This window comes from Undibacterium sp. 5I1 (assembly GCF_034314085.1).
Classification (GTDB): Bacteria; Pseudomonadota; Gammaproteobacteria; order Burkholderiales; family Burkholderiaceae_D; genus Undibacterium.
Genome location: NZ_JAVIWI010000001.1, coordinates 4,144,066 through 4,162,071, shown reverse-complemented (window position 1 = coordinate 4,162,071; position 18,006 = coordinate 4,144,066). Strand labels below are relative to the sequence as shown.

At 47.7% G+C, this 18,006-nt stretch carries 24 protein-coding genes; 3 read left to right on the top strand and 21 right to left on the bottom strand.

Annotated features, from left to right (window positions below; translation table 11 throughout):
• Positions 1-63: 63 nt before the first annotated feature.
• Positions 64-483, top strand: a complete 420-nt coding sequence (mscL, locus tag RGU72_RS18255; protein ID WP_322121103.1) for a large conductance mechanosensitive channel protein MscL — start codon at positions 64-66, stop codon at positions 481-483.
• Positions 484-562: 79 nt separating this feature from the next.
• Here mscL and RGU72_RS18250 read toward each other — a convergent pair whose 3' ends face one another.
• Entirely contained in the window at positions 563-1,315 is a 753-nt protein-coding gene (locus RGU72_RS18250) for a Nif3-like dinuclear metal center hexameric protein (protein WP_322121678.1), read from the bottom strand.
• A 50-nt stretch (positions 1,316-1,365) separates the two neighbouring features.
• On the opposite strand from RGU72_RS18250, the gene RGU72_RS18245 reads away from it, so the two are divergent.
• Positions 1,366-2,532, top strand: a complete 1,167-nt coding sequence (locus tag RGU72_RS18245; protein WP_322121102.1) for a Do family serine endopeptidase — start codon at positions 1,366-1,368, stop codon at positions 2,530-2,532.
• Between the two features lie 322 nt (positions 2,533-2,854).
• The gene (locus tag RGU72_RS18240; protein ID WP_322121101.1) at positions 2,855-3,544 is read left to right on the top strand and encodes a DUF2461 domain-containing protein; all 690 of its coding nucleotides are present in this window, start codon (positions 2,855-2,857) and stop codon (positions 3,542-3,544) included.
• On the opposite strand, the gene tatC is transcribed toward RGU72_RS18240, so the two are convergent.
• The 20 genes from tatC to RGU72_RS18140 form a co-directional block, all read right to left on the bottom strand.
• The gene (tatC, locus tag RGU72_RS18235) at positions 3,541-4,305 is read right to left on the bottom strand and encodes a twin-arginine translocase subunit TatC (RefSeq protein WP_322121100.1); all 765 of its coding nucleotides are present in this window, start codon (positions 4,303-4,305) and stop codon (positions 3,541-3,543) included. The two genes, RGU72_RS18240 and tatC, sit on opposite strands and share 4 nt — an antisense overlap.
• A gap of 59 nt (positions 4,306-4,364) precedes the next feature.
• A complete protein-coding gene (gene tatB / locus RGU72_RS18230; RefSeq protein WP_322121099.1) occupies positions 4,365-4,856 on the bottom strand; it encodes a Sec-independent protein translocase protein TatB in 492 nt (163 codons plus the stop codon).
• A 47-nt stretch (positions 4,857-4,903) separates the two neighbouring features.
• Positions 4,904-5,131, bottom strand: coding sequence for a Sec-independent protein translocase subunit TatA (gene tatA, locus RGU72_RS18225; protein WP_322121098.1), 228 nt, complete (start codon positions 5,129-5,131; stop codon positions 4,904-4,906).
• 68 nt (positions 5,132-5,199) lie between these two features.
• Positions 5,200-5,571, bottom strand: a complete 372-nt coding sequence (locus RGU72_RS18220; protein ID WP_322121097.1) for a histidine triad nucleotide-binding protein — start codon at positions 5,569-5,571, stop codon at positions 5,200-5,202.
• A gap of 168 nt (positions 5,572-5,739) precedes the next feature.
• A complete protein-coding gene (locus RGU72_RS18215) occupies positions 5,740-6,078 on the bottom strand; it encodes a phosphoribosyl-ATP diphosphatase (protein ID WP_322121096.1) in 339 nt (112 codons plus the stop codon).
• A gap of 24 nt (positions 6,079-6,102) precedes the next feature.
• Complete coding sequence (hisI, locus tag RGU72_RS18210) at positions 6,103-6,504, bottom strand: phosphoribosyl-AMP cyclohydrolase (protein ID WP_322121095.1); 402 nt, start codon at positions 6,502-6,504, stop codon at positions 6,103-6,105.
• Complete coding sequence (hisF, locus tag RGU72_RS18205) at positions 6,501-7,265, bottom strand: imidazole glycerol phosphate synthase subunit HisF (protein ID WP_322121094.1); 765 nt, start codon at positions 7,263-7,265, stop codon at positions 6,501-6,503. Before hisF ends, hisI begins: the two co-directional genes overlap by 4 nt.
• 2 nt (positions 7,266-7,267) lie before the next feature.
• Positions 7,268-8,053 (bottom strand): 1-(5-phosphoribosyl)-5-[(5-phosphoribosylamino)methylideneamino]imidazole-4-carboxamide isomerase, encoded by a 786-nt coding sequence (hisA, locus tag RGU72_RS18200; RefSeq protein WP_322121093.1) that lies wholly within the window; start codon positions 8,051-8,053, stop codon positions 7,268-7,270.
• A gap of 66 nt (positions 8,054-8,119) precedes the next feature.
• Positions 8,120-8,770, bottom strand: a complete 651-nt coding sequence (hisH, locus tag RGU72_RS18195; protein WP_322121092.1) for an imidazole glycerol phosphate synthase subunit HisH — start codon at positions 8,768-8,770, stop codon at positions 8,120-8,122.
• Between the two features lie 140 nt (positions 8,771-8,910).
• Complete coding sequence (gene hisB / locus RGU72_RS18190) at positions 8,911-9,507, bottom strand: imidazoleglycerol-phosphate dehydratase HisB (protein WP_322121091.1); 597 nt, start codon at positions 9,505-9,507, stop codon at positions 8,911-8,913.
• An 82-nt stretch (positions 9,508-9,589) separates the two neighbouring features.
• Entirely contained in the window at positions 9,590-10,669 is a 1,080-nt protein-coding gene (hisC, locus tag RGU72_RS18185) for a histidinol-phosphate transaminase (RefSeq protein ID WP_322121090.1), read from the bottom strand.
• 138 nt (positions 10,670-10,807) lie between these two features.
• Entirely contained in the window at positions 10,808-11,581 is a 774-nt protein-coding gene (locus RGU72_RS18180) for a site-specific DNA-methyltransferase (protein ID WP_322121089.1), read from the bottom strand.
• Between the two features lie 4 nt (positions 11,582-11,585).
• Entirely contained in the window at positions 11,586-12,947 is a 1,362-nt protein-coding gene (gene hisD / locus RGU72_RS18175; RefSeq protein ID WP_322121088.1) for a histidinol dehydrogenase, read from the bottom strand.
• 12 nt (positions 12,948-12,959) lie between these two features.
• Positions 12,960-13,607, bottom strand: a complete 648-nt coding sequence (gene hisG, locus RGU72_RS18170) for an ATP phosphoribosyltransferase (protein WP_322121087.1) — start codon at positions 13,605-13,607, stop codon at positions 12,960-12,962.
• Positions 13,607-14,857, bottom strand: a complete 1,251-nt coding sequence (gene murA / locus RGU72_RS18165; RefSeq protein WP_322121086.1) for a UDP-N-acetylglucosamine 1-carboxyvinyltransferase — start codon at positions 14,855-14,857, stop codon at positions 13,607-13,609. The genes hisG and murA overlap by 1 nt, the downstream gene beginning before the upstream one ends.
• Complete coding sequence (locus tag RGU72_RS18160) at positions 14,857-15,093, bottom strand: BolA family protein (protein ID WP_322121085.1); 237 nt, start codon at positions 15,091-15,093, stop codon at positions 14,857-14,859. Before RGU72_RS18160 ends, murA begins: the two co-directional genes overlap by 1 nt.
• Positions 15,094-15,116: 23 nt before the next feature.
• Positions 15,117-15,872 carry an ABC transporter permease gene (locus RGU72_RS18155; protein WP_322121084.1) on the bottom strand — a complete coding sequence of 252 codons (756 nt, stop codon included), beginning with the start codon at positions 15,870-15,872 and terminating at the stop codon, positions 15,117-15,119.
• Entirely contained in the window at positions 15,869-16,774 is a 906-nt protein-coding gene (locus RGU72_RS18150; protein WP_322121083.1) for an ABC transporter ATP-binding protein, read from the bottom strand. Before RGU72_RS18150 ends, RGU72_RS18155 begins: the two co-directional genes overlap by 4 nt.
• A gap of 227 nt (positions 16,775-17,001) precedes the next feature.
• Positions 17,002-17,283, bottom strand: coding sequence for an STAS domain-containing protein (locus RGU72_RS18145; RefSeq protein WP_322121082.1), 282 nt, complete (start codon positions 17,281-17,283; stop codon positions 17,002-17,004).
• Between the two features lie 82 nt (positions 17,284-17,365).
• The gene (locus tag RGU72_RS18140) at positions 17,366-17,995 is read right to left on the bottom strand and encodes an ABC transporter substrate-binding protein (RefSeq protein WP_322121081.1); all 630 of its coding nucleotides are present in this window, start codon (positions 17,993-17,995) and stop codon (positions 17,366-17,368) included.
• Between the last annotated feature and the right edge of the window lie 11 nt (positions 17,996-18,006).

The window sequence follows — 18,006 nt, the reverse complement described above, 5'->3', positions numbered from 1 at the left end:
CATGTAATTTGCCTTTGCGGATTAAAATATTGCTGCTTTGTCATACATAACCTGGGAGTCAACATGAGCATGATGCAAGAATTTAAGAGTTTTGCCAGCAAAGGCAATGTGGTTGATTTAGCGGTCGGCGTCATCATTGGTGCAGCGTTTGGCAAGATTGTTGACTCTTTGGTAGCTGATATTGTGATGCCTGTTGTCGGTAAAATTTTCGGTGGTTTAGATTTTTCCAACTACTATGTAGCGTTAAATGGTCAGGCTAGCGGCCTTACCTTGGTAGAAGCAAAAAAAGCTGGTGCCGTACTGGCATACGGTAATTTCATCACGATTGCACTTAACTTTGTTATTCTGGCTTTTCTGATTTTTCAAATGGTAAGAATGTTCAACAAGATGAAAAAAGACGAGCCAGCGGCACCAGCCGCAGCGCCGGTGACACCTGAAGATGTAATTTTGCTGCGTGAAATTCGTGATGCCTTAAAAAAGTAACACGCACTTGCGGCAAAATTTAAACATAAAAAAAGCCGCTAATTTCAAAGCAACTTTAAGAATTAGCGGCTTTTTTATATCAAACTGGATTATCGATATCGACAAAATGATGCGCTAACCCAAACTTCTCAGCCAGATGTTGTCCCAAAGCCTGTATGCCGTATCGTTCAGTCGCATGATGTCCGCATGCCAGATAAGCCACACCAGACTCACGTGCCAGATGCACGGTGGGTTCAGAAATTTCTCCGCTTAAATACACACTGGCACCAGCACTGATCGCCTGATCCAGCATGTTTTGCGCTGCGCCGGTACACCATGCGATCTTAGCGACTAGCTGCTCTGGATCACCAATCAACAAAGGCTTGCGACCCAATCGTGCTTCAATTTGTGCGGCCAGTTGTCCGACGCTACGCAGAGAGGCATCCTCAGCGATGCCGATCCAGCCCAGATCATCCTCACCAAATCGCGCTTTTGGTAACAAGCCCAATCGCTGCGCCAGTTGTGCGTTATTACCGAGCTGAGCATGCATGTCCAACGGCAAATGGTAGGCGAACAAAGAAATATCATGCTCTAGCAACAGCTTTAACCTCTTGTGCTTTTGCCCGATGACTCGCATGTCTTCGCCGCGCCAAAAATAGCCGTGGTGTACCAAGATCGCATCGGCTTGTAAATGAACCGCTTTTTCCAGCAACGCCAAACTGGCCGTGACCCCGGTCACGATACGTTTTATCTGTTCACGCCCTTCCACCTGTACGCCATTTGGGCAATAATCACGAAAGCGGTTAATCTGTAGCTCTTCTGCCAAATAGTCCGATAGCTTTGCTCTCGTCACTGATTGCGGCTGTGTCATTTTCACTTGATTCATTTTTTTCTGGTTCCTCTATGCGACGTCTCTGGCTCTTATTTGCGCAAACCATTACGGTGGCTTTAGCACTCTGGTTTATTGTAACCACCTTAAAACCAGAATGGGCAAACAAGGGGTTCAGCGGCAATCAAAGCCTGCGCATGGCGTCCACAGTCACGTTGCAAGAAGCGCCCGTTAATTCGGTCGCCAGCCAAAGTTCGTATCGCAATGCGGCCAAGCGCGCGATGCCATCGGTGGTCAATATTTACACTTCAAAAGAGGCGAAGCAGACCAACAATCCCTTGCTAAACGACCCATTCCTTAAGCGCTTTTTTGGCGACCAGCAAAATCAACAAGCGGAAAAACAAGTCAGCCTTGGCTCTGGCGTCATTCTCAGTCCAGAGGGATATATCCTGACCAACAACCATGTGGTTGAAGCTGCTGAAGAAATTGATATCGTGTTAGCCGATGGGCGCAAATCGATTGCCAAAGTCATCGGCACCGATCCAGAGACCGATTTGGCTGTGATTAAAATTGATTTGCCGGATTTGCCTGCAATCACATTAGGACATCCTGAACAATCCAGCGTCGGTGATGTGGTGCTGGCGATTGGCAATCCGTTTGGCGTTGGACAAACAGTAACGATGGGGATTATCTCTGCGCTGGGGCGCAACCACCTTGACATCAATACCTTTGAAAATTTTATCCAGACCGATGCTGCCATCAATCCCGGCAACTCGGGCGGCGCATTGGTCGATGTCAACGGCAACTTATTAGGAATTAATACTGCGATCTATTCCCGCAGCGGCGGCTCGCTGGGGATAGGCTTTGCAATTCCTGTAACAACCATCAAAACGGTGATGGAATCAATCATCAAAAATGGGCAAGTCGTGCGCGGCTGGATCGGCGTAGAACCGCAAGATATCACGCCAGAACTGGCAGAAAGTTTTGGTATCAAACAAAAATCTGGGGCGATTATTGCGGGCGTAATTCGTGGTGGACCAGCGGATAAAGCAGGCATCAAGCCGGGTGATATTTTGCTGGCAATTGAAGGTAAACCAGTCGCCGACACTACCGAAATGCTGAATCTGATTGCGCAATTGCCACCCAACCAAAAAGCTAAAATTGCCGTTTTACGCAATACAGCTGAATCAACGTTTGAAGTATTTATAGGCAAGCGCCCGGTTCTGAAACGAGAAGAATAAGCGACTCATCGCACTCATGAAAAAAGTTAATATGCTGCTGCGCTAGTATGATTTAGCCGATATTTTATCTGGAATGCATAATCAGCCTGCTAGTGAGCATTTAATATACTCCCATCATGTATATTTAATTGTCCAATCAATTACTGGACAATACGGCATTTTTTATAAAAATGAGGGGGAGTATATTGAAATTGGCGCTAATTTTGATCAATTCAATTGTTTAAACAATGCATGGGGTTTGCTTTACATCCCTGCACTACACAATAAAAAATATCCATTTAATACATGGTTCACCAGCACTTAAAAGACGCAAAGGCACGCAATGCATATCCGTGATTTAAAACGCTTTCTGTTCGAATTATCCGAAAACAATAACCGCGCCTGGTTCGTCATGAACAAGCCTCGCTACGATATTTTACGCGCTGAATTTTTAGAACTCGTGACTGATCTGATCGCTAAAATCAGCAAATTTGATCCTGCGATCATTGGTTGCGAGCCGAAAAAAGCTTTGTTCCGTATCAACCGCGACATGCGCTTTTCTGCGGATAAATCACCTTATAAGACTACTTTTTCGGCCTCGATTTTGCCTAGCGGTCGTAAGAAACCTAGCGAAGGTGGCGGCCCTGCTTATTACTTCCAGATTGATGCAACGGGACGATTGTTCTTCGCTGTGGGCGAATACATGCCGCCATCGGATCGCTTGCGCGCCATCCGCAATCAGATCCTGGCTGATCCAGAGGGTTTTTCTAAAGTCTTAAAAAATAAGGGGCTTAAACAAATTTTTGGTAGCTTGCAAGAGGAAGGGAAATTAACGCGTCCACCCAAAGGCTTTGATCCAGAATCGCCGCACATCGAGCAAATTAAGCTGAAGAATTTTATGGTCTGGACCGAGTTTACGCTGGATGAAACCACGCCAGAACAAATGGGGGAAATCGTCACCGAAGGTTTTAAGGCAGCCTATCCCCTGGTCGGGTGGTTGCGCACCGCCGCTAGTAGCGTGGGTCCCGACTAATCCGAGACTTCATCCGGTGCTTGCGTGGCTTTGACAAAGATCGGAGCCACTAGCAAACCCAATTCAAATAAAAACCACATCGGCAATGCCAGTGAGAACTGGCTGACGATGTCAGGTGGCGTCACAATCGCGGCAACCACAAAGGCGCCGACGATGATGTAAGGACGCATCGCTTTCAACTGCTCTACCGAGACCAGCCCCATACGTACCAACACCACCACCACAATCGGCACTTCAAATGTCATGCCAAAGGCAAGGCACATCGACATCACAAAATCGAGGTAATTTTCTATGTCCGGCGAAACGGTAATCGAGGTCGGAGCAAACTCGCTGATGAATTTAAATACGCGCCCAAACACAAAGAAATAACAAAACGCCACGCCAGAAAAAAACAACAGTGAGGAGGAAATCACTAAAGGCGCCACCAATCTTTTCTCATGGGAATATAAGCCAGGCGCAACAAATGCCCAGACTTGATACAACACCCATGGTAGCGCCAGCATAAACGCCAAAAGCAAGGTCACTTTCATCGGCACCAGAAAAGGAGAAATCACACCCGTCGCAATCATTTTGGCACCGACAGGCAAGGATGCAATCATCGGCTTCGCCAGAAAATCATAGATGGCAGAAGGCCCGGGCCAGGCAAACAAAGCCGCACAGACAATCGCAATACCGATCGATGCTTTGACCAGCCGATCACGCAATTCGACCAGATGCGAGATAAACGTGTCTTCAACTCCCGATGCTTGTGGGTCACTCATGCTGGTGCAGAACCTATAACAATGTGGAAAATGATATGACTAGCGATAAGGCATGTCATTTAAAAGAAACTGGCGGAAGAATTGCGTTTTGCTCTGAACTTGGCAACCCGCGCCGCGCCGGACATCACATGACTGCGACCGCCATGACGATTTTTATACCAGGCAGGAATTGCTGATGTCTTAGCGATCTTTTTACGACGGAAATCTTTTGCCTTAAAAGCCAGATGACTCACGCTGGGCGGATTGAGCAAGGAGGAATCCGTTTCTGGATCTTGCCAGGCAGAGCGAATATCGTTCTGCGTTTCAGACAAACCTTTAGCAATCGACTGCCCGACGTCCTGTACTGCCTCTTGCGCATCTTTATGCATCTGACGCAGCTCATCAAGCTCAATCTCACGACTGACTTCCGATTTGACTTCGTTGATGTAACGTTGGGCACGACCAAATAATGTGCCAGCCATACGCGCTACTTTTGGCAGTTTTTCAGGACCGATTACGATTAAAGCAACCACGCCAATTAACGCCAACTTACTGATGCCAAGATCTATCATGAGTGGTGTCTTTTAAAACCAGAGGCTAGCAATCTGAGGTAGCAACATCAGAGCTTGGATTTTTCTTTAGCATCAACATCAATTGTTGTACCCGATGTTTTATCCGCGACTTTTTGTGCGTCTGCAGCCTTCTCTTCTTCGCCCTTGACGCCGTCTTTAAAACCTTTGACAGCCTTGCCAAGATCGGATCCGATATTACCAATTTTTTTGGTGCCGAATACCAGCATCACAATGACCAACACAATTAACCAGTGCCAAATACTGAATGAACCCATGATATCTCCTAAAACGAGCGTGAACGCTCAGACAAATTATTGATCTATAAGAAGCGGTTAATGCGGAACTATCGCTGACCGCGCCATGGCTGCGGACCGCCAATCACGTGTAAATGAAGATGATACACCTCTTGCCCGCCATCCGGTCCGGTGTTAATCAGCGTCTTGTAACCACCACTGACGTTACCATCGGTATCTTGCGTGAGACCGCAACCTTGCTCTTGCGCCAATTTAGGCGCCAGCGCTAACATCCGCCCCAACATCCCTGCATGCTCCGGAGTTGTTTGCGCCAGAGTTTCTACATGCTGCTTGGGAATAATTAAAAAATGCACCGGAGCAGCAGGATTAATATCTTTAAACGCCAGAAACTCTTCGTCTTCATAAACCACACTAGACGGAATTTGTTTTGCCACAATTTTACAGAAAATACAGTTACTCACGGTGTCCTCATATTGTTGTGCAAGACGGTTGAAATACAGTTAAAAAATTTGCTTAAATTCTTATAGGACTTACGCCAAATTGTCCCAGCAAGGCGTAGCGACGAAGGCAGTACTTTAGTACGACTAGGCGCTGCAACGCAGCTGGGGCGATTTTGCGTAAGTTCTGTCTTAATCTGGGCGGGAAGCTTTTTCCTCAATACCGGATAAGCCTTCGCGTCTTGCCAACTCATTCAAGACATCTTGCGGCGTCAAATCAAACTGTGCCAGCAAGACCATGGAATGAAACCAGAGATCGGCACATTCATACAAGACTTTAGATTTATCACCTGAGACGCGGGCATCTTTGGCGGCCATCACAGTTTCGGTCGCTTCTTCGCCAATTTTTTTGAGTATCGCGTCGTCGCCCTTGGAAAACAAACGCGCGACATACGAAGTTGCCGGGTCGCCGCCGTTAGCAGCTTTGCGGCTCTCGATGACTTCAGACAGTCGCTTTAAGGTTTCACTCATACAATCTTTTCTAATTACTGGTCATTATTTATAGATAGTTTCTGGGTCTTTTAAGACGGGATCAACAGCCTCCCAATCACCGTCATTGACGCCGCCTTCAAACTTTTGGAAGAAGCACGAGTGGCGACCCGTATGGCAAGCGATGCTATCGACTTGTTCTATTTTGAGAAGAACCACATCTTCATCGCAGTCAAGGCGAATCTCCAAAACCTTTTGAACATGGCCGGACTCTTCGCCTTTGTGCCATAATTTTTTCCGCGAGCGACTCCAATAAACCGCTTCGCCTAACTCTACGGTTTTGGTCAGAGCATCCCGGTTCATCCAAGCGAACATCAGCACGTCATTGCTGGACGCCTCTTGCGCAATCACAGGCACCAACCCTTGATCGTCCCAGCGCACTTTATTCAACCATTTTGACGCGCTCATGACAGTCTCATTGAAATCTGTTGTGCTGCCATAAATTGCTTGGCTTCTTGCACGGTATGTTGTCCATAATGGAAAATACTTGCGGCTAGTACCGCATCAGCACCACCAATTTTGATGCCGTCGGCTAAGTCTTGCAGACCACCAACGCCACCGGAGGCGATCACCGGTATTGAGACCGCATCCGACACTGCGCGGGTCAGACCCAAATCAAATCCTACTTTCGTACCATCCCTATCCATGCTGGTCAGCAAAATTTCTCCCGCACCCAAGCGTGCCATATTTCGTGCCCACTCCACCGCATCTAAACCAGTAGCATTACGGCCACCGTGGGTAAAGACTTCCCATTTTCCAGGTGCGGTTTGTTTTGCGTCAATCGCCACAACGATGCATTGTGATCCGTATTTTTGCGATGCTTCAAACACCAATTGCGGATTGGTCACTGCAGATGTGTTGATACCAATCTTATCTGCACCGGCATTTAATAAGCGGCGCACATCGGCCACCGTACGTACACCACCGCCCACCGTTAAAGGGATAAATACTTGCGAAGCGACTGCCTCGATAATCGGTAAAATTAAATCGCGTCCGTCACTGGATGCGGTGATATCAAGAAAAGTAATTTCATCAGCGCCTTGCCCGTCGTAGCGACGCGCGATCTCAACCGGATCGCCGGCGTCACGCAGTTCCTGAAAATTGATACCCTTGACGACACGACCAGCGGTCACATCAAGACAAGGGATAATGCGCTTTGCTAAAGCCATGCTTAGTTTTCTTCGCTATCGTCTATGTCATCAAATTCATCAGCGCGTTCCTGTGCGCTAGCAAGATCTAATGTGCCTTCGTAAATAGAACGGCCACAAATCACGCCTTCTATCCCCTCGCCTTGCACCGCGCACAAGGCTTCAACATCTTGCAGATTATGGACGCCGCCAGATGCAATCACCGGAATACTCACAGCTTGCGCCAGCTTGACTGTGGCTTCGATATTGACGCCGCCCATCATGCCATCGCGGCCGATGTCGGTATAAATAATCGACTCGACGCCATAACCTTCAAATTTTTTCGCCAGATCGATGACTTCATGACCCGACAGTTTGCTCCAGCCATCCGTCGCGACCTTGCCATCTTTGGCATCAATACCAACAATAATTTGTCCTGGGAAGGCACCGCAGGCATCTGCCAGAAATCCAGGATTTTTAACTGCGGCAGTGCCGATAATGATGTAGCTGATACCGTCATCCAGATAACGCTCTATCGTATCCAGATCACGGATACCGCCACCGAGTTGCACCGGGATTTCATCAATATCATTTTCTTCCGCAAACTCACGCACCGCCTTCAAAATCGCTTTGACTGCTGTTTCATTTTTTGGCTTACCTGCGAAAGCTCCGTTCAGATCGACCAGATGTAGTCGTCTTGCGCCTTGCTCTAGCCAATGACGCGCCATCTCGGCGGGGTCTTCGGAGAACACGGTGGCTTGGTTCATATCACCTTGTTTAAGGCGTACGCAGTGACCGTCTTTCAGGTCGATAGCAGGAATGAGCAGCATGGCTGTATAAAGTTAAGTAATTAAAGACAGAATAAATGGGTAAATCAGTTTGACGGTATCACAAGCTTAAGGGTTCCAGTGTACAAAGTTTTTGTATAGTTGCAAGCCAGCATGTGCACTCTTTTCAGGATGGAATTGCGTGGCAAAAATATTATCTCTTGCAACTGCACAGGCGAACGGCGTGCCATAGTCGGTAGTTCCGACTGTGTGCGCAGCATTGGCTGGCTGAGCATAGTAACTATGAACAAAATAGAAATAAGCCTCATCGGCAATATCTTGCCAGAGCGCATGCACTTGGCCTTGCGTCCGTGCTTGCCTGACTTTATTCCATCCCATTTGCGGCACTTTAAAACGCGACCCGTCATCTTGTAGCTGACCGTCCAGCGCAAAACGCACTACTTTGCCAGGCAATAAACCCAATCCCGGCGTGTTGCCTTCATCGCTCAGATCAAACAGCATTTGCTCACCGACGCAAACGCCAAACAGCGGTTTGCTACGCGCGGCTTGCAATACTGCCTCTTGCACACCGGATTCGCGCAGACTGCGCATGCAATCGGGCATCGCGCCCTGGCCTGGCAACACCAGACGATCGGCACTTTGGATATCGGTGATCTCGCCAGAAATTTTGACATCGGCGTCCGGCGCGACGGCACGCAGGGCTTGCGCTACTGAGCGCAAATTGCCCATGCCGTAATCGACTACAACAATTTTATTCATGCTGATGAGTTTATTTGGCTAATGATTTAGCAATTTAAAGAATAAATTCAGAATCAAATTCAAAGACACATTAAGCAGCAAATGTAAGGCCTGAGATTCTGGTTTGATTCTGGTTTGATTCAGATTTGATTCAAGCAGAATTACAAGCTGCCTTTGGTCGATGGAATGGTACCAGCAGCGCGCGCATCTAATTCAGCCGCCATACGCAAGGCTCGGCCAAAGGCCTTGAAGACGGTTTCGCATTGATGGTGAGCATTATCGCCACGTAGATTATCGATATGCAAAGATACCAACGCGTGGTTCACAAAACCCTGAAAAAATTCATGGGTCAAATCGACATCGAACGAACCTATCATGGCGCGCTTAAACGGCACGTGGAACTCTAGTCCAGGGCGACCGGAAAAATCAATCACCACACGCGATAAAGCTTCATCTAGCGGCACATAAGAATGACCGTAACGACGAATACCTTTTTTGTCACCGATAGCTTTTGCAAATGCCTGACCGAGCGTAATACCGACATCTTCTACCGTATGGTGTGCATCGATGTGCAAATCACCCACAGCTTCAATTTCCAGATCGATTAAACCATGACGGGCAATCTGATCCAGCATGTGATCCAGAAAGGGGACGCCTGTATTGAGCTTTTGCTTTCCGGTTCCGTCAATATTGATGGCTACGCGGATCTGAGTTTCGTTAGTATTGCGGCTTACTTCAGCAGTGCGTTGGGCTTGCATGATTTTGATCTTTGAATTTGAACCGGTAATCTGGTCTTTAGTTTGCGGCTTTATAAAAGTCGGGCTTTACGACTAAGCCTGGCTATGAAGCAACCAAGGATGCTTTAAAAGCCGCGAGAAATAAGGCGTTTTCCTGCGGATTACTGACGGTGATACGCAAGCAGTTTTCCAGCAGTCCATGCATTTTACCTACATTTTTGACTAAAATTTTTTGTTCCAGCAATTTGGCAAAGACTTGTTCCGCTTTTGTCACGCGTATCAGTAGGAAATTTGCCGCTGATGGAAACACTTGCACGCCCGGCAGTGCCGCCAAGGCTGCGCTGAGCTCACTGCGCTGGTGACGTAATTCAGCTGCTTGCATATCCAAAATATCTGCATGCTCCAGCACAAACTCTGCCGCGGCTTGGGTTAACACATTGATGTTATAGGGTGGCCTGACTTTTTCAAACTCTTGCATCAGAGCGTTATTGCCAGACATATAACCGAGGCGTATACCAGCCAGACCCAGCTTTGATACTGTACGCATCACAACCAGATTGTCGAATTCGGCCAGACGCGGCATAAAACTGGTTTGGGCAAATGGTTGGTACGCTTCGTCCACAATCACTACACCACTGTCACCGACTGCGTGCAAGATTTCTTCCATCTCATCAGCATTGAATAAGGTGCCCGTCGGATTATTCGGGTAGGCCAAATAAATAATTGCGGGACGATGTTCTGCAATCGCAGCCAGCATCGCGGCTTTGTCCAAACTGAAATCAGGATGAAACGGCACGCCGATAAATTCTAGTCCGGCGAAGCGTGCAGACATCGCATACATGACAAAACCTGGGATAGGTGCCAACACTTTTGCACCTGGCTTGGCACAGGCAACCGAGACCATGCTGATCAGCTCATCAGAGCCATTGCCAAGGACGACATCAAATCCTGCCGGAACACCAAGCTTGTCGCTGATGACAGCTTTCAGCGCGGAATAAGACGGAATGGGGTAACGGTTTAAAGCTACTTCAGACAAACGTTGTGCCAGTTCCGTACGCAGAGACTCCGGCAGCGTGTAGGGATTTTCCATGGCATCGAGTTTGACGAAACCGGCGGAGTCCTGCACATGGTAGGCAGACAACGCACGCACGTCAGAACGGATAATATTTTCAATCAATGACAAAATATACTCCCACTTGTATTTTTAATCGTCCATATATTCTCTGGACTATGCATACCATTTAGTCACATACTCCCTTATTTTTACTCAATTACAGACTCAAATATAGGTTCTGAGCACTGTATTGTAGGGAGTCAAAACTCAAGCAGCTTCCAGACGGCTTAAGCGCTCTTCGATCCGCGCGCAATAGTCCTGATTCAATTCAAAGCCGACATAATCACGGCCACAATTCCTTGCGGCAACCGCGGTTGTGCCGCTGCCCATAAACGGGTCTAAGACGACGCCGCCTGCCGGACATGATGCTTTGATCATGCGCTCAATAATCTCTAACGGTTTCTGCGTCGGATGGTCTTCGCGTTCGGCATGCTCACGGTGCAGGCGAGATACGCTCCAGATATCTTTTGGGTTGTAGCCCAGTTCTAGCCATTTTGCACCTTCAAAAATCTTTCGACTACGCGCCTTTTTTGTGACGGCATCGTAGGGAATGCGAATGGCGTCCAGATCAAAATAATAGTCTTTCGCCTTGACGAAAAAACCGATGCTATCGTGTACAGATGAATACTTGCGTACGCTGCCACCCATTGAAGGAACGCGCCGGTCCCAGATGATCTCGTTCATCATACTCATGCGCTGTTTGAGCATGACAAAGATCTCGGGGGAGTAGCGCCAAGTCAAGAAAATATACAGACTGCCATTTTCTTTCAGCTTCGGCAAAGCCGCGTCTACCCATTGCTCGGTCCATAATAAATACTCAGCGGATGCCATTTTGTCTGAATCATTGCCGTAATCCTTTCCCAAACCATAGGGTGGATCTGCCAGCAACAAATCAACGCTGGCATCGGGAATACGCGCCAAACCTGTCAGCGCGTCTTCACAAAATATCTGATTACGCCAGCTACTCAACGGATCTGCCATGTTCTCATTTGAGGCGTAATTCGGCACTACGTGCGTGGGCTTGCAAGCCTTCGCCGTACGCCAGCTCTGCGGCAACGCGCCCCAAGGTTTGTGCGCCCTGTTCACTGACATAGATGATCGACGAGCGCTTTTGAAAGTCATACACGCCAAGTGGTGACGAGAACCTGGCAGTCCGGGAGGTCGGCAATACATGGTTTGGTCCGGCGCAGTAGTCACCCAGCGCTTCCGACGAAAAACGTCCCAAAAACATCGCTCCGGCATGGCGAATTTTGTCCCCCCATTGCTGGGGATTTTCAGTAGAAATCTCTAAATGTTCTGCGGCGATGTCATTGGCGATATCGCAGGCTTGTTGCATGTCTTTGACTTTGATCAAGGCTCCACGGTTAGTCAATGAAGTCCGAATGACCTCCCGACGCGGCATGGTCGGCAATAATTTATCAATGCTGGCGTGTACCGCATCGATGTAGGCGGCATCAGGACATAACAAAATAGATTGCGCCAGCTCATCATGCTCTGCTTGCGAGAACAAATCCATGGCGATCCAGTCTGGATCAGTGGTGCCGTCACAAATCACTAAAATTTCTGAAGGGCCTGCAATCATATCGATTCCCACGGTGCCGAATACACGGCGCTTGGCTGCAGCCACATAGGCATTGCCGGGTCCGACAATTTTATCTACTTGGGGAATCGTCTCGGTACCGTAGGCCAGAGCACCAACCGCTTGAGCACCGCCGATGGTGAAGACACGATCGACACCAGCAATCGCAGCGGCAGCCAACACCAAAGGATTTTTGATGCCATCTGGCGTCGGCACGACCATGATAATTTCTTTGACTCCGGCGACTTTAGCCGGAATCGCATTCATCAATACCGATGAGGGATAGGCTGCTTTACCACCGGGAACGTAAATTCCAACTCGATCTAAGGGTGTCACTTTCTGACCAAGTACTGTGCCGTCGGCTTCGGTATAGCTAAAGCCTGCCGAACCGCATTCAATTTTTTGCTGCTCGTGGTAAGCACGTACTCTGGCTGCAGCAGTTTCTAACGCATGACGACGCTCCGCCGTCAGCGATGCCAATGCTGCATGCATCTCTTGCTGACTCAATTCCAACGCGCCCATACTGCTTGACTGCAAGCGATCAAAACGGTTCGTGGCTGCGAGGACAGCCGCATCACCGTGTTTTTTCACCTCCGCCAAAATTTGCGCAGCTGCCTGATCAATCGCGGCATCTTCGCTGGCTTCAAACGCCAGCAAGGCACTAAGCGATTGTGCGAATCCTGATGCGCTGGCATCTAATTTTCGAATAGGAAGCGAGCTAGTGGAGGACGGCTGCTGTGAGGAAGAAACAGAAGAATTGGACGACATGATGTTCTCGATCTATTTTTTGGTAGCGCGCTCAAATGCTTCAAGGATAGGTTGCAAGCGCTCACGCTTCATTTTTAAGGCAGCTTGGTTCACCACGAGTCGCGAGGAAATATCCATGATGTGTTCGACCTCAACCAAGTTATTCGCAATCAACGTATTGCCGGTACTAACCAGATCCACGATGGCGTCGGACAAACCAACTAAGGGCGCTAACTCCATAGAACCGTACAGCTTGATCAAATCGACGTGGACACCTTTGCTGGCAAAATGCTGACGGGCTGTTTCTGTATATTTTGTCGCCACTCGAAGGCGAGCACCCTGACGCACAGCACTGGCATAATCAAAACCGACAGATACCGCGACTGACATGCGGCATTTAGCAATATTCAAATCAAGTGGCTGATATAAGCCCTCGCCGCCGTGTTCATGCAGAACATCTTTACCGGCAACACCTAAGTCCGCGGCACCATATTGCACATAGGTTGGCACATCAGAAGCACGGACAATGATCACCCGTATCTGAGGATCGTTAGTCGCCAAAATCAATTTGCGCGACTTCTCTGGATCTTCGGTCACCCAGATACCGGCAGCTTCTAATAGCGGCAAGGTCTCTTCAAAAATACGGCCTTTGGAGAGCGCCAAGGTCAATTGGGTCGACATTATTTGACTCGCTTAATTAGTGCACCTACGCCGGACAATTTGACTTCCATCCGATCGTAACCTCGATCTAGATGGTAAATACGGTCTATCAGGGTTTCGCCCTCAGCAGCCAGACCGGCAATGACCAGCGACGCCGAAGCGCGTAAGTCTGTCGCCATGACTGGAGCGCCGATCAATTTATCAACGCCAGAAATCATTGCCGTATGGCCGTCAATTTCGATATGTGCACCCAGCCGGTTCATTTCCTGTACATGCATAAAACGATTTTCAAAAATCGTCTCGGTCACACGACTACTGCCCTGCGCGATGCAATTCACTGCCATAAACTGCGCCTGCATATCAGTAGGGAAGCCGGGATATTCGGTAGTGCGAAAACTGACTGCCTTAGGACGAGCACCCATTTGTGCGCGAATCCAATCCGTACCACTGGTTAAGATGACACCGGCTTCGCGCAGTTTATCCAATGCCACGTCCAGAATATCGCTACGCACATTTTTTAACGTGATATCGCCACCCGCTGCCGCGACTGCACACAGAAAAGTGGCTGTCTCAATCCGGTCTGCAATCACTGCATGAGTCGCACCGTGCAGACGATCGACACCTTGGATGACCAGACGATCTGTTCCTATACCTTCGATCTTCGCGCCCATAGCAACCAATAGATGGGCAAGGTCAGTCACTTCGGGTTCGCGTGCTGCGTTTTCCAGTATGGTTTCGCCCTCTGCTAACGTGGCTGCCATCAACAGGTTTTCTGTCCCTGTAACGGTAATCATATCGGTGACTACACGCGTCCCCTTTAAGCGCTTGGCTTTGGCGTGGATGTAACCCGCCTCAATCGTAATCTCGGCTCCCATCGCTTGCAGCCCTTTAATATGCTGATCAACAGGACGCGATCCGATCGCACAGCCGCCAGGCAGAGATACTTTAGCCTCGCCAAAACGCGCAAGCATAGGACCGAGCACTAGGATGGAGGCTCGCATGGTTTTTACCAAATCATAGGGTGCTTCCAGCTTGTCGATTGCCGCACCGTTTAAGGTAACTACACCATTTTCTTGCGTCACCCGCAAACCCATTTGACCAAGTAACTTGAGCATAGTAGAGACGTCTTGCAGCGACGGAACATTATGCAAAATGACATCATCCGAACTCAATAAACCAGCACACAAAATGGGCAAAGCTGCGTTCTTTGCACCGGAAATGTTAACGTCACCATTCAGGCGTTGTCCGCCTGTAATCAATAATTTATCCATTATTTTTGAAATTCGTCTGGAGTTAAAGTTTTCATCGACAATGCATGAATTTCTTCACGCATGCGGTCACCCAAAGCGGCGTACACCAGTTGATGGCGCTGTATCAAACGCTTACCGATGAAGAGTTCGGACACAATCACTGCCGTAAAATGTTGCCCGTCACCTTCGACTTCGAGGTGACTGCAATCAAGTCCATCGGCAATATATTTCTTAATTTGTTCAGGAGTTGGAAACACGATGATTCTTTCAAAATACTTTATTAGTGCCTGAGCTTATAACCACGTTTTAGCATCTGTACTGCAATCACGACTAATGCAATAAAAAATACCAGTACGATCGATAAACTGAAAAATGGATTGACGTCAGACTGCCCAAAGAAACCGTAGCGAAATCCATCAATCATGTAGAAAAACGGATTAAAGCGCGAAATGGTTTGCCACAAAGGCGGTAGAGAGTGGATTGAATAAAACACTCCCGATAAGAATGTCGCCGGCATAATCAAGAAGTTTTGGAAGGCAGATAAATGATCAAATTTCTCTGCCCAGATTCCGGCAATCAAGCCCATGGTTCCCAACATTGCTGCGCCTAAAAAAGCGAACATCAAAATCCACAAGGGGGCGACAAAACTGACGTTGGTGATCCAGATCGTCACGATAAATACGCCAAGACCAACCGCCAAACCACGCACGATAGACGCTAATACATAGGCACTGAACATCTCCCAATGCGACAACGGTGGCAAGAGAATGAAAACCAGATTACCGGTGATCTTTGATTGAATCAGTGAAGAAGAAGAGTTCGCAAATGCGTTTTGCAACACGCTCATCATCACTAAGCCCGGGACTAGAAATGCGGTGTACTTAACGTCTTTGTACACTTGCACATGTTCTTCCAGTGCGTGACCAAAAATCAGTAAATACAGTAAGGCCGTCATGATTGGCGCAGTGATCGTCTGGGTTGCCACTTTCCAGAAACGCAAAACCTCTTTGTAAAACAGAGTTTGAAAACCAATCATTTACGATCTCCCATAATTTGCAGGAAGACATCTTCCAGATCCGCTTGCTGAAGTTGCAGATCGTCAATTGCACAGCCACCAGTTCGGATCGCAGCGAGAATAGGCTCAACTTGCGAATACTCGGTGACACGCAAAATATATTCATCACCAGAGTGATGCGTCACCAGATCTTTAAGTCCCTCTGGAAATACGCCTTGTCCAGCGACTAATGTGACTTTGAGCTGAGATCCTGAGATACGTTTAATCAACGCGGCAGTGCTATCAAGCGCGACTACTTTACCCGTTTTTAGCATAGCAATACGATTGCAAAGCGCCTGAGCTTCTTCTAAATAGTGCGTGGTCAACACCACCGTATGGCCTTCTTTGTTCAAGCGCGAGACGAACTGCCACAAAGTTTGACGCAACTCTACGTCAACGCCAGCAGTTGGCTCATCCAACACGATCACAGGCGGCTTATGCACCAGAGCCTGGGCAACAAGTACCCGACGCTTCATACCGCCAGACAATGCACGCATATTGACATCAGCTTTATTGGTGAGATCAAGATTCTCCATGACCTCGTCTATCCATTTATCGTTATTCTTTAAACCGAAATAACCAGACTGCATACGCAAGGTTTCACGTACAGTGAAGAACGGATCGAATACCAGTTCTTGCGGCACAACACCAAGGTTCTTACGTGCTGCACGGTAATCCGTCACAACATCATGCCCCTGAATCTTGACCTGGCCTGAATCTGCACGATTGAGTCCGGCAATGATAGAAATCAGGGTTGTTTTGCCAGCTCCGTTAGGGCCTAGCAAACCGAAAAATTCACCTTCTTCAATAGAAAGCGAAACACCACCTAGCGCTTGCAGCGACTGGTAGCGTTTTTCAACATTAGTAATTTGTATGGCGGCCATGAAGACAATTATTGCGCTGTTGACTAGCGTTTATCCGGTGAGTCGCCAAAGATATGGCGAAAACCTTTGATTATAGGGGATTTTCGTGTCTTGAACCGAATTGACGCGATTGCTGATGACAATCGCTGTGGCGCTTATTAAGCCGCTAAGTCTGTGCAGACTTCTTGCTCACCACATCGATTATTACATTGTCAACCCGACAGTTCGAGAAAACTTTCAGTACAGGATCAATGTCGTTCGACTTGCGAAGGATTAGTGCTGAGAAGCTCAGACATGCCGTAAAGGGCGATTAAGCTAAGCAGATTTGAAGGAATAGATTTGAAATGAATAGTCTTATTTTTAAGACTCGCAGCACGCTGCCAATCAAGCATCACAGCAACTGCTGCTGAATCAACTACAACCAATGCAGACAGATCAAACTCAGTCTCGCCTTGAGAAATCGCAGACAAACCGGACTGCGCCACGCTCACGGCATTTTGCAGGCTAAGTTCACGGTTTGTTTGATACATATTACTTACTCCGTCAGGAATTAACTAATTTTTTACTGCCAATTTAGTTATCTGGCTTATTTATTAAACTTACTTTTAAGACTTATTTCTTTGGTGATCCCGCAGCCAACTTTTTATTTTTCTCAGACAAAGTTTTGATCAAACCATCGATACCAGATTTAGTAATTTCTGCAGTAAAGGTACCTTTGTAAGTTTCTACCAACCACGCACCTAAAACGTTGATGTCATAGATTTTCCATCCTGTCGCCAATTTTTCTAGGCGATAGTTGAGTTGCAAAGCTTCGCCATTTTTTTGGATTACCTGACTACGGACTTCAACGTCGATGTCTTCAGCAGCAGCACGGAAAGGTTTAAATTCCAAACGCTGATCTTTGATTTGAGAGATTGCACCCGAATATGTGAACACCAACAAAGTACGGAATTCATTGATCAACTGTTTTTGTTGTTCTGGTGTGGCATCGCGCCAGCTTTTACCTGCAGCCAACGAAGTCATGCGCTGAAAATCAACGAATGGCAATACCTTGGTTTCGACTAAGTCATATACGCGCTTTTGATTGCCGGATTGAATATCTTTGTCGCTCTTGGCGATATCCATAATTTCCTGGCTCAAACGCTTTACCAATTGATCCGCTGCTTCATCTGCCGCCATGCTACTACCAACAAATGCAAAGCTAGCGAACATAAACAAGATAAATTGTCTAAATAATTTCATGATTTTGCTTT